This is a genomic window from uncultured Tenacibaculum sp. (assembly GCF_947498805.1).
Classification (GTDB): domain Bacteria; phylum Bacteroidota; class Bacteroidia; order Flavobacteriales; family Flavobacteriaceae; genus Polaribacter.
This window is the reverse complement of the sequence record NZ_CANMLT010000005.1, coordinates 1-12,006: the sequence shown is the minus strand read 5'-3', so window position 1 is coordinate 12,006 and position 12,006 is coordinate 1. Positions and strand designations below refer to the sequence as shown.

Annotated in this window: 7 protein-coding genes and 4 tRNA genes; 10 read left to right on the top strand and 1 reads right to left on the bottom strand. The window is 33.7% G+C overall.

What is annotated here, in order from left to right:
- Window positions 1-49 precede the first annotated feature (49 nt).
- Both Q0873_RS10595 and Q0873_RS10590 read left to right on the top strand, forming a co-directional pair.
- Window positions 50-3,721, top strand: a complete 3,672-nt coding sequence (locus Q0873_RS10595; RefSeq protein WP_299106957.1) for a reprolysin-like metallopeptidase — start codon at window positions 50-52, stop codon at window positions 3,719-3,721.
- A gap of 84 nt (window positions 3,722-3,805) precedes the next feature.
- A complete protein-coding gene (locus Q0873_RS10590) occupies window positions 3,806-3,961 on the top strand; it encodes a YqaE/Pmp3 family membrane protein (RefSeq protein ID WP_299106955.1) in 156 nt (51 codons plus the stop codon).
- Between the two features lie 260 nt (window positions 3,962-4,221).
- Here the strand turns inward: Q0873_RS10590 and pafA are convergent, their stop codons facing one another.
- Complete coding sequence (gene pafA, locus Q0873_RS10585; protein WP_299106954.1) at window positions 4,222-5,865, bottom strand: alkaline phosphatase PafA; 1,644 nt, start codon at window positions 5,863-5,865, stop codon at window positions 4,222-4,224.
- A gap of 110 nt (window positions 5,866-5,975) precedes the next feature.
- Here pafA and Q0873_RS10580 point away from each other — a divergent pair, with 110 nt between their 5' ends.
- The 8 genes from Q0873_RS10580 to Q0873_RS10545 all read left to right on the top strand — a co-directional run bounded on the left by Q0873_RS10580 (window position 5,976) and on the right by Q0873_RS10545 (window position 11,769).
- Entirely contained in the window at window positions 5,976-6,716 is a 741-nt protein-coding gene (locus tag Q0873_RS10580) for an ABC transporter permease (protein ID WP_299106953.1), read from the top strand.
- A 2-nt stretch (window positions 6,717-6,718) separates the two neighbouring features.
- Entirely contained in the window at window positions 6,719-7,483 is a 765-nt protein-coding gene (locus Q0873_RS10575) for an ATP-binding cassette domain-containing protein (protein WP_299106951.1), read from the top strand.
- A 129-nt stretch (window positions 7,484-7,612) separates the two neighbouring features.
- A tRNA-Lys gene (locus Q0873_RS10570) sits at window positions 7,613-7,685 on the top strand.
- A gap of 43 nt (window positions 7,686-7,728) precedes the next feature.
- Window positions 7,729-7,811: transfer RNA gene (locus Q0873_RS10565), tRNA-Tyr, on the top strand.
- A 73-nt stretch (window positions 7,812-7,884) separates the two neighbouring features.
- Window positions 7,885-7,957, top strand: a tRNA-Lys gene (locus Q0873_RS10560).
- 43 nt (window positions 7,958-8,000) lie between these two features.
- A tRNA-Tyr gene (locus Q0873_RS10555) sits at window positions 8,001-8,083 on the top strand.
- Window positions 8,084-8,174: 91 nt separating this feature from the next.
- The gene (locus Q0873_RS10550) at window positions 8,175-10,589 is read left to right on the top strand and encodes a TonB-dependent receptor (protein ID WP_299106950.1); all 2,415 of its coding nucleotides are present in this window, start codon (window positions 8,175-8,177) and stop codon (window positions 10,587-10,589) included.
- A gap of 67 nt (window positions 10,590-10,656) precedes the next feature.
- Window positions 10,657-11,769: a C1 family peptidase gene (locus tag Q0873_RS10545; protein ID WP_299106949.1), complete on the top strand. Its 1,113-nt coding sequence runs from the start codon at window positions 10,657-10,659 to the stop codon at window positions 11,767-11,769.
- Window positions 11,770-12,006 lie beyond the last annotated feature (237 nt).

Genomic DNA, 12,006 nt, shown 5'->3' with positions numbered 1-12,006 from the left:
ATTGAGGGGTTTTTATATCTTTACCATAACTAATCAAAAATGTCCCTCAATGAAAAACACGCTATTCTTAGCCATGTCCTTGGCTACGTCTGTTTTATTTTCTCAAAACAGCGATTTATGGAAAAAACAACAAAGTGTAAAAGTTCAAGCAAGTAAGTCTGCATTGCAGAAAAGACTGCCTGACAAAGAAGTGTATCAGTTAGATTTAAAAGCCTTTAAGCAGGCTCTTGCAGGTGCTCCTGAAAGAAAAGCAAAAGGAAAATCTAATGTGATTGTTTCCTTCCCAAATGAGGAAGGAGTATTGGAAAGATATCGAGTCTCTGAAGCATCTGTATTGCATCCAAGTTTATCTCAAAAGTACCCAGATATTAAATCTTATATGGGAGTGGGAGTAGACAATCCTTCAGACAGAATTCGTTTTAGTCTTTCGAATGCAAAAGGATTACAAAGTATGCGTTTAGGAATTGATAAATCAACTGTGTTTATTGAACCTTATTCGGATGACTTAACAAAGTATACAGTTTATAAAAGAGCAGATAAACCTAAAGATGTAGATGGGTTTAAGTGTGATGTAGATCCTAACAATAGAAGTAAAAGCTCAAGCAATTCATCTTCTTTAAAAAATGCAGATGACGGTATTTTAAGAACCTATCGTATTGCTATTTCGGCTACAGGAGAATACACGGCGCATCATGGTGGAACTAAAGCTCAAGCATTGGCTGCAATGAATACAACAATGACAAGAGTAAATGGAATCTTTGAAATGGATTTTAACGTTACCATGGTTATTATTGCAAATAATGAAGATGTAATTTATACAAACGCCTCAACAGATCCGTATACTAATGGAAGTTTTAATTCTCAAGTACAATCTACTTTAACAAGTGTAATTGGAGAAGCAAATTATGATATTGGGCATTTATTTGCAAAAGCATCTAATAATGGAAATGCAGGATGTATTGGTTGTGTTTGTGTGAATGGAAGTAAAGGAAGTGCCTTTACATCTAGAACAACTCCAGAAGGAGACCCGTTTGATGTGGATTTTGTAGCGCATGAAATTGGACATCAATTTGGAGGTAATCATACATTTACAATTAGAAATGAAGGAACAAATGTACATATGGAGCCGGGAAGTGGTACAACAATTATGGGGTACGCAGGTATCACGGGAGCAACAGATGTACAGCCAAATAGTGATCCTTATTTTCATGCAATTACTATTCAACAAATAACCAACTACATTAAAACAACATCTTGTCAAACCAATACGAATACGGGGAACAATGTTCCTACAGTAAGTGCAGGAAGTGATTATACAATTCCAAAAGGAACTCCATTTGTTTTAACAGGAACAGGAAATGATGCCGACGCATCGGATGTACTTTCTTACTGTTGGGAGCAAATGGATGAAAACAATGCAGCAACCACATATCCAAGTGTAACTGCAACGGCAGGTGTTGCATTTAGATCATATTCACCTACAGCAAGCACTTCGAGGTATTTCCCAAGGTTGGAAACTATTAAAGCAGGAAGTACTTCTTGGCAATGGGAAGCAGTGCCAAATGTAGCACGTAGTTTAAACTTTAGATTAACTGTAAGAGATAATAGAGCTGGAGGAGGAACCAATAACAGTGATGACATGGTAGTTACTGTAAATGGAACAGCAGGACCATTTGTGGTAAACTCTCCAAATACAAATGTAACATTAACCGCAGGAGCAACAGAAACAGTTACTTGGGATGTAGCAGGAACAACTGCAAATGGAGTAAATGCTGCAAATGTTGATATTTTAATGTCTACAGATGGAGGAGATACCTATTCGGTAGTATTGGCTAGTAGTGTTCCTAATGATGGATCACATGATATTACGGTACCAAACTCGGTAGGAAATCAAAATAGAATTATGGTTAGAGGTACGAATCATATCTTCTTTGATATTTCAAATACTAATTTTACAATTTCTAATCCATTACCATGTACTGCAACAGTTCCAACTGGTGTTAGTGTTAGTGGAGCTACTGCTTCGGGAGCAACTGTTTCATGGAATGCAGTTTCAGGAGCAACTTATACAGTAGAATATAAAAAAGCATCAGATGCGTCTTGGACGGCTAGTAATACTTCTGGAACAAGTACAACATTATCTGGGTTAGATGCAAATACAAATTATGAAGTAAGAGTAAAAAGTCTTTGTACAGACGGAACATCTTCTAGTTTTAGTACAGCGGTTAGTTTTACAACAACAGATGTACAATTAGTATACTGTACAGCGAATAGTACTAATGTGAATGATGAGTATATTTCTAATGTAAAATTAAATACCATTGATAATACCTCTACAGGACAATTCTATTCAGACTTTACAAATATCTCAACAACAATAACAAAAGGAGCTTCAGAAACAATTACAATTACACCAACTTGGACAGGTACTGTATATAGTGAAGGGTATGGTGTTTGGATTGATTATAATAAGAATGGAGTATTTACAGATGCAGGAGAATTAGTTTGGAGTAAAGCAGCATCAACGGATACGCCAGTTTCTGGAAGTTTTACAGTTCCGGCATCAGCAGTAACTGGAGATACAAGGATGAGAGTAATATTGAGATATAATGCAATTCCAAGTGCATGTGGAGAATTTACCTATGGAGAAGTAGAAGATTATACGGTAACTATTGCAGCCGCTGGAGCGGATACGGTAGCACCGGTAATAACGTTATTAGGTGATAGCGTTGTAAATATTTCAGTAGGAGATAGCTATACAGATGCGGGAGCAACAGCTACAGATAATGTTGATGGAAATATAACTAGTAGTATCGTGGTTACTGGTACAGTAGATGCAAATACTCAAGGAACCTATACCTTAACTTATAATGTATCTGATGCAGCTGGAAATGCTGCAACTGCAGTAACGAGAACCGTTAATGTTAATGCTGTAGTGGCTGGATGTACAGGAGGAATAGGAAGCTATCCTTATACGGAATCTTTTGATAGTTCGTTTGGTCAGTGGACACAAGCAAGTGGAGATGATCTTGATTGGTCGAGAAGATCAGGAGGAACACCGTCTAATAACACAGGACCAAGTGCAGCTACAAATGGATCTCATTATATATATGTTGAAGCTTCTGGAAGAAATACTGGATATCCGAACAAGAGAGCAATAATAAATTCGCCTTGTTTTGATTTATCTGGGTTGTCTGCAGCCTCTGTTTCGTTCCAATACCATATGTATGGAGCATCTAATATGGGAACTATAGATTTAGAAATTAGTGAGGATGATGGATCAACATGGACCTCTATCTGGAATCAATCTGGAAATAAAGGAAACTCATGGTTATCTGCTTCAGTAGATTTGAGTAGTTATGTAGGTAAGGGAGTAAAATTAAGATTTAACCGTTTTACAGGAAACACTTGGAGAGCGGATATTGCAATTGATGCTTTCGAACTTACGTCAACAGGTTCTTCAGCTATAAGTAGAGCAGAAACGATTCCATCAGTAGAATTAGGAATTTATCCGAATCCTGTGGTATACGATCAAATCAGATTGATTAAGCCAGCAGGTTATAAATCTGTAAATTATTCTATTTATAATACATTAGGACAAGAAGTGAAAAAAGGTAGTTCTACAGATTATATAGATGTAAGTAAACTTCAAACGGCAATTTATACGATCTTATTTAAAGAAGAAGATCAAGTAAAAAGTATAAAGTTCGTTAAGAAATAAACTAAAAACCCCGTCTAAGACGGGGTTTTTTTGTAACAATTCTTAAAGAAACTCGTCTTTTAAATAAACAATCAAAAAAAGACTATGAGTTTATTACGCGTTTTATTGGCAATTTTCTTTCCTCCTTTATCAGTTATAGGGTATGGATGCGGTTCTATTGTAATCGTTTTCTTGTTAACACTTTGTGGCTGGGTTCCAGGAGTTATAGGGGCTTTGGTGATTTTAAACAACACCAAATAATTTTTTCACAAAAAAGTTGTGACCTTTTATTTTTTTGTGTGTCTAATTTATTAGAAACCAAAAACATATAATATGACACTGCTTTTACCTACCTTAATTACATTATCAGTTTTATATATTTTAATAACACGTTCTAGTGAACTAAGAACTAGTAAGGTGTATGTAAAAACTAAAAGAAGAAATAAGTAAAGACCCTTTTAAGTAAATTCCCTTAAATTTAAATATAAATAGAAACTGCACTCTTGGGGAGTGCAGTTTTTTTACTTTAATACTTCGTTTATAATTTTTCCAGTATTTCCATTTGGAAATTCAATTTGCAATAAATTAGAAAGTGTTGGAGCAATATCAATAATTTCATATTTCAATTTAGAACTTCCTTCTTGGATACCATTACCATAAAAGATTAGTGGTATATGAGTGTCATAAGAATACCCTGAGCCATGAGAAGTTCCACCATTTTTATAATAAGTACTAAGTGTAGATGGATTTGGAATTAACAATACATCTCCAGAGAACTTTTGATTGTATCCATTTTGCAATGAATTTAGAATACCAGACGTAAATGAGGTAGATTGTAAAGTTCGTGCCGTTACAGATTTGTAAATTTCATTATAGTTGATTACCTCGTCTGCAATTTTTTGAGCAACTATACTTGCTTCTAGTTTTAATTTTTCAATTTTCGCCTTGTCTAAGAATATTTGAAAGTTCGAAATATTTTCAACCAATTCATCTGAATCAAAATGCTTCTTAGTGATATTATTCACATAATCAGTAAACTTCTTATTACTAAAATAATTTGCTGGAATTTTTACAGACTTTAAATAAGAAGGAACTTGTACAGCGGCATGATCTGCTGTAAGAAACAATGTGTAATTATCTTCTCCTATTTCAGTATCTAAAAACTGTAATAAATCTGCCAAATCTTGGTCGAACCTTAAATAAGTATCTTGGATTTCTTTTGAAGCTACTCCAAATTGATGTCCTACATAATCAGTAGAAGAAAAACTAATCGCAATAAAGTCAGTATAGTCAGATTTTCCTAAATTTTCATTAATAATGGCAGCTTTTGCAAAATCACTTGTAAATGTATTTCCGGCAGGAATGGCTTTTAAAATACTGTAATTATTGTTTTTACTTCTTAATTCTGGGATGTTATGTGGAAAGATAGGTTTGTCCTGTCCATCAAAAGTTTGTTCAAATTTATTATCATCAACAATACTTTCAGTATAGGTGTTGATATCATATAAAGTTTCCCATGGTTTACTTAAATATTCATCGGCTTTTTTGGAAGCATTGAAATCTTTAACCCATTGTGGTAATTCATTCATATAATAAGAAGAAGAAATCCATTGTCCTTTACTTCCTCCATCAAACCAGTAAGCTGCATTTGCAGTATGACCTGCAGGTAAAATAGCAGAACGATCTTTAATAGCTACACCAATGGTTTTCCCTTGCATGTTTTGAGCTAATCGTAATTGATCGGTAACGGTGGTAGTTAACATTCTATTCGGAGACTTTTTACCTCCATCTCCATCATTACCAATCGTAGTGTAATTACTATCGTCAACACAATAAATAGTTTCTTTTAAGAATTTATCATACCAATGATTACTTATAATTCCATGGTTAGTGGGAGTTGTTCCTGTATATATAGAAGTGTGTCCAACCGCGGTGAAAGTAGGGATGTAGTTATAATGAACGTTTTCTAAGGAAAATCCATCTCTTAACAATCTTTTAAAACCACCTTCTCCATATTTGTTTTGAAATCGAGTTAAATAATCGTATCGCATTTGATCAACTACAATACCAACAACCAATTTTGGCTTTGTTGAAGTTTTTTGTTCAATTTTACAAGCACTAAAAAGTACAGAAAAAATAAGTGTAAAAATTGAGATTTTTCTCATGATAAATATTTGTTTTACTAAATCAAAGGTAGGTAAATAGGTACTAAATAACTAATACATTCTCTCGGTTGACGATAATTTAATACTTTAGCAAAAAGAAAAAATTTTAGATGAATTATATTGAGCATATTGGTAAATATTTTTTAATGCTGAAGCAAGTATTTACCAAACCTCAAAGAAGGAGAGTCTTTAGAGAGGCTTTGTTTAGAGAAATTGAAGAACTAGGACATAAATCTTTAGGGATTATTTCTTTTATCTCGTTCTTTATTGGTGGAGTAATAGCATTACAAACTGCTCTAAATATTGAAAGTCCTTTTATACCCAAATATTTAATTGGTTTCGCAACAAAGCGTTCTATAATACTAGAGTTTGCCCCAACTTTCTGTTCCATAATTTTGGCGGGAAAAGTAGGGTCATATATTACCTCTAGTATTGGTACGATGAGAGTTACCGAACAAATTGATGCATTGGAAGTAATGGGAATTAATTCTCTAAACTATTTAGTGTTACCGAAAATTATAGCTACAGTGTTTTTCTATCCATTTTTGGTGGTGTTGTCTATGTTTTTAGGAATATTAGGTGGATGGGTAGCAGGAGCAACTTCTGGAATATTTTCTTCAATAGATTATTTAAACGGAGTTCAGTTAGAATTTGATCCGTTTTTGGTAACCTATGCATTGATAAAAACGGTTGTTTTTGCCTTTATCATTGCAACGGTACCTTCTTATCATGGTTATTATGTTAAAGGAGGTTCCTTAGAGGTAGGGAAAGCAAGTACGCAATCAGTAGTTTGGACTATTGTAGTAATTGTAATAGCGAATTATTTCTTAACTCAAATGCTACTTACTTAATTATGATAGAAGTTAATAATTTACATAAAGGATTTAATGGAGTTGAGATTTTAAAAGGGATTTCAACATCTTTTCAACCTGGAGAAACAAGTTTAATCATTGGGCAAAGTGGATCTGGTAAAACGGTGTTTTTAAAATCATTGATTGGATTACATACTCCGGAAGAAGGAACCATAATATATGATGGAAGAAAGAACACAGAGATGTCTATAGAAGACAAACGGTTATTTCGTCAAGAGTTAGGTATGGTTTTTCAAGGAAGTGCGTTGTTCGACTCTCAAACAGTTGAGGAAAACGTAATGTTTCCTCTAAAGATGTTTACACAGCAGCCGGAAGATGAAATGTTAGATAGGGTTAATACAGTTTTAAAAAGAGTTAATCTTGAGAATTCTAATGGAAAGTATCCTGCAGAGTTATCTGGAGGAATGCAAAAACGAGTAGCAATAGCAAGAGCAATTGTAATGAACCCAAGATATTTGTTTTGTGATGAACCTAATTCAGGTTTAGATCCACAAACATCTATAGTAATAGATAACTTAATTCAAGAAATTACAGCAGAATATCAAATAACAACAGTAATTAATACGCATGATATGAATTCTGTTATGGAAATAGGAGATAAGATTGTATTTTTAAATAAAGGGTACAAAGCATGGGAAGGAAGTAGCAAGGAAATATTTAAAACAGATAATGAATCGGTGGTGAATTTCGTGTATTCTTCCAATTTGTTTAAAAAAGTTCGTCAAGCTTATTTAAATGACCATTAGATAAGATTCTGTGAATGAGTAGCTAAAAAAAAAGGCTGGATTTTTTTTAAAATTATTTCAAAAAAACTTTTGCCAAACTAGAAAAAGCTTCTATATTTGCACCCGCAAACGCAGAAATGCAAACGTAATGACCGGGTAGCTCAGTTGGTAGAGCATCTCCCTTTTAAGGAGAGGGTCCTGGGTTCGAGCCCCAGCCCGGTCACTATAAAAAAGCTTCAATTATAGAAGCTTTTTTTAACAGCTTTGGGGAGATTCCAGAGCGGCCAAATGGGACGGACTGTAACTCCGTTGTCTTTCGACTTCGCAGGTTCGAATCCTGCTCTCCCCACTAGCCTCAATTGAAAAGATTGAGGTTTTTTTATGTCTTTTTGCACTCGCAAACGCAAAAATGCAAACACAATGACCGGGTAGCTCAGTTGGTAGAGCATCTCCCTTTTAAGGAGAGGGTCCTGGGTTCGAGCCCCAGCCCGGTCACTATAAAAAAGCTTCTATAATTGAAGCTTTTTTTAATCGCTATGGGGAGATTCCAGAGCGGCCAAATGGGACGGACTGTAACTCCGTTGTCTTTCGACTTCGCAGGTTCGAATCCTGCTCTCCCCACGAGCCTCAATTGAAATATTGAGGTTTTTTTGTGTCTTAATTTTATTTTGTTTAATTTTTTATTAAATTTGTTAAACAAAATATATTTCCGATGAATAGCTTATTAAAACTTAATGTTTTTGCATTTTTTCTAGTATGTAGTGTTAGTTTGTTTTCTCAAGATACTGGAGTTATCAAAGGTAAGGTGCTAGATAAAAAAACAAGAGAAGCATTACCTTTTGTAAACATAACTGTTAATGATGGCAGTGTTGGTACGTCAACCAATGATGAAGGAATGTTTGAACTTACTGGCGTGGTGTTAGGTTATAATAAAATTCAGGTGTCTTTTGTAGGGTATAAAACTGTTGTTACAAGTGATTATTTGGTGACGAAAGATAAGATACCTTTTGTATTGGTGGAACTTGAGCAAGAAGCAGCAACATTAGAAGAAGTTGAAGTGACAGCAAGGTTATTTCAAAAACCATTGGAAAGTCCATTGTCTTTGCAGTCTTTAGGTGTGGAAGAAATAGAACGAAATCCTGGAGGGAATAGAGATGTGTTAAAAGTAATTCAATCTTTTCCAGGAGTAGCATCAAATCCAGGGTTTAGAAATGATATTATCATTAGAGGAGGTGCAACGTCAGAGAATAAGTTTTATGTTGATGGAATTGAGGTGCCAGTAATTAATCATTTCCAAACACAAGGAGCTACTGGAGGACCTGTAGGGATGATAAATGTAGACTTAGTTAGGAAGGTAGATTTTTATGCAAGTGCCTTTCCTGCGAACAGAGGAAATGCATTGAGTTCTGTAATTGAATTTACACAAAAAAGAGGGAATCCCAATAGAATGCAAACAAGAGCTACAGTAGGAACATCGGATGCTGGTATTACTATTGATGGACCATTAGGAGAAAAAACAAATTACATGTTGTCTGTTCGTCAATCCTATTTGCAATTTTTGTTTAAGTTGATAAAGCTACCTTTTTTGCCAACCTATACCGATTTTCAACTAAATCTAAATTCCCAATTATCTAAGAATAGTGAATTATCAATACTAGCTTTAGGTGCTATTGATGATTTCGAAATCAATACAGAAGTGAATGATGGAGAAACTGATGAAGATGTAATCAAAAAGAACAAAGTGTTTTTAAATGCAGTACCTGTTAATACGCAATGGAATTATACAATTGGAGCTAGATATAAGTATTTTGGTAATGTTTCTACACATACTTTTGTGTTAAGTAGGAATGAATGGAAGAATAAAGCGGAAAAGTATTTCTTAAACATAGAAACACCGAGTAATCTATTATTGAATTACGAGTCTAAAGAGATAGAGAATAAATTTAGATATGAAAATGAATTAAAAACCAACAATGACTACAAAATTACTTTTGGAGGAAATTTAGAAACTGCAACATATACTAATGCAACTTTTCAAAAAATAGCCAACGTAAATGGAGTGGTGACCGATGCTTTTTCTTCCGAAGTAAATTTCGTTAAGTATGGTTTGTTTGGACAAATGTCAAAATCCTATTTACAAAATAAATTGGGAGTATCTTTTGGTTTTAGATTAGATGGGATTGATTACAATTCAAATATGAGTAATATGTTTAATCAATTTTCGCCTCGTTTATCGTTAAGTTATAATTTCAGTAATAAGTGGTCATTGAATAGTTCGGTTGGAAGTTATTATCAACTGCCATCTTATACAGTTTTGGGGTATCGAAATGCACAAGGAGATTTGTTGAATGAAGATGGACTTAAGTATATTCAGTCTAACCATTATGTTTCGGGGATTGAGTTTTTACCTAACAAAAGTTCGAAAATTACTGTTGAAGGGTTTTATAAAGAATACAAAAACTACCCTTTTTCTGTAAGAGATCAGATAAGTTTAGCGAATCTTGGAGCAGATTTTGGAGTAGTGGGAAGCGAAGAGGTAGAGTCACGTTCTGAAGGAAGGGCGTATGGATTTGAAGTATTAGCTCAGAAAAAATCATTTAATGGTTTGTATGGTTTACTGTCTTATACATTTGTGAGAAGTGAATTCAAAGATGTGAATAATCAATATATTCCTTCTACATGGGATAATAGGCATCTTTTAACAATAACAGGAGGAAAGAAACTAGCGAGAAATTGGGAGGTAGGATCAAGATTTCGATTGGTAGGAGGAAGGCCTTATACTCCGTATGATAGAGATGCTTCTTCTTTAATAGAAACGTATAATGTTCAAAATGGAGGAGTTTTAGATTATGCACGTTTAAATCAGGAGAGATTTTCAACTTATACACAACTTGATGTACGAGTAGATAAAACATGGTTTCTAAAGAAATGGTCAATCAACTTATATTTTGATGTACAAAATGTGTACTCGAGTAACACAGAACAGCAATCATTTTTATTACCTACTGAAAACCCAGATGGAACCAGAATCGTAGATCCGAACGATGCAACCAGATATGTTTTGGAAGAAGTAGAAAATACCACTGGTAGAATTTTACCAAGAATTGGTGTTATCATGGATTTTTAATCACTTTAACTTTTTAAAAACTTCAAAAAACTTAAATTGCTCATTCAAAAAAATAATTGAAGTAATAATGAAGCAATTTTTTATAACCGCTATAGCCTTAATGGTTAGCTTTTGTTCAATAGCTCAAGAATATCAATTCAAAACACTGAAGGATATTGAAAATACACAGGTAAAAAGTCAAGGAAGAACTGGAACCTGTTGGAGTTTTTCTACAACATCTTTTTTAGAATCAGAAATAATTCGATTAACAGGTAAGCAAATAGATTTATCAGAAATGTATACGGTTAGAAATACATACTCTGAAAAAGCGAATAATTATCTATACCGTCAAGGGAAGGCTCAATTTAGTGAAGGAGGTTTGGCACATGATGTAATTAATGCTGTGGCGAAATATGGATTAGTGCCAGAACAAACTTTTACGGGGTTAGATCTAGGAGTAGAAAAACATAACCATTCAGAAATGATTGCGGTTTTAAAAAGCATGTTAAATGCATATATAAAAAATCCTGCGGGAGAATTAAGTCCTAAATGGAAGCAAGCCATCGAAGGAGTTTTGGATGTATATTTAGGTAAGAGTGAAAAAGAGTTCGTGTTTGAAGGAAAAAAGTATACTCCAAAGACCTTTGCAGAATTTGTAAAGATCAATCCATCTAATTACGTTACGATAAGTTCATTTGAACATGCAAAGAAATATGAAAAGTTCATTTTAAACATTCCAGATAATTTTTCGAATGGAGCATTTTACAATGTTTCATTAGATGAATTAACGTCTTTAACTGAAGAAGCAATAAAAAAAGGGTATACTGTAGAATTGGATTGTGATGTCTCAGAAGAAACGTTTTCGTCAAAAGCAGGGGTAGCTGTAATTCCTGCAAGTAGTTTAGAAAATGAAAAAGCGTTAAAGGAAATAGTAAAAGAGAAAAATATTACTCCGAGTTTTCGTCAATCTGAATTTGAAAATTTTAATACAACAGATGATCATTTAATGCATATAGTTGGATTGGTAAAAGATCAAAAAGGAAATACATACTTTAAAGTAAAGAATTCTTGGGGGCAAAATCAGGGTAATAAAGGATATGTATATATGTCTGTTCCTTATTTTAAATTGAAAACAATATCGGTGTTGGTTCATAAAGATGCTTTGTCAGATACTATGAAGAAGAAGTTAAATGTAGAATAATTGCATAACTATATAATAGTATATAAAGAAAGCTTGAAGATATTCTTCAGGCTTTTCTGTTTACTCTATATAAAGATAATGGTAGCTAGTGGTGATATTTGTGATTTAAAAATTATGCTTTCAAAAAAAAGTTAGAAGTTTAAACCTTGTTTTTTAAGGTGTTACTTTTTTGTTTAGAAAAAAGGTTTAAAAAGGTGTTGCGGGATTAAAAAAAGGTCGTATGTTTGCACCCGCAAT

What these genes read in the sequence shown, in the direction of transcription:
- Q0873_RS10595 (WP_299106957.1), top strand. Translation starts at nt 50, where the DNA reads ATGAAAAACACGCTATTCTTAGCCATGTCCTTGGCTACGTCTGTTTTA.
- Q0873_RS10590 (WP_299106955.1), top strand. Translation starts at nt 3,806, where the DNA reads ATGAGTTTATTACGCGTTTTATTGGCAATTTTCTTTCCTCCTTTATCA.
- pafA (WP_299106954.1), bottom strand. Translation starts at nt 5,865, where the DNA reads ATGAGAAAAATCTCAATTTTTACACTTATTTTTTCTGTACTTTTTAGT.
- Q0873_RS10580 (WP_299106953.1), top strand. Translation starts at nt 5,976, where the DNA reads ATGAATTATATTGAGCATATTGGTAAATATTTTTTAATGCTGAAGCAA.
- Q0873_RS10575 (WP_299106951.1), top strand. Translation starts at nt 6,719, where the DNA reads ATGATAGAAGTTAATAATTTACATAAAGGATTTAATGGAGTTGAGATT.
- Q0873_RS10550 (WP_299106950.1), top strand. Translation starts at nt 8,175, where the DNA reads ATGAATAGCTTATTAAAACTTAATGTTTTTGCATTTTTTCTAGTATGT.
- Q0873_RS10545 (WP_299106949.1), top strand. Translation starts at nt 10,657, where the DNA reads ATGAAGCAATTTTTTATAACCGCTATAGCCTTAATGGTTAGCTTTTGT.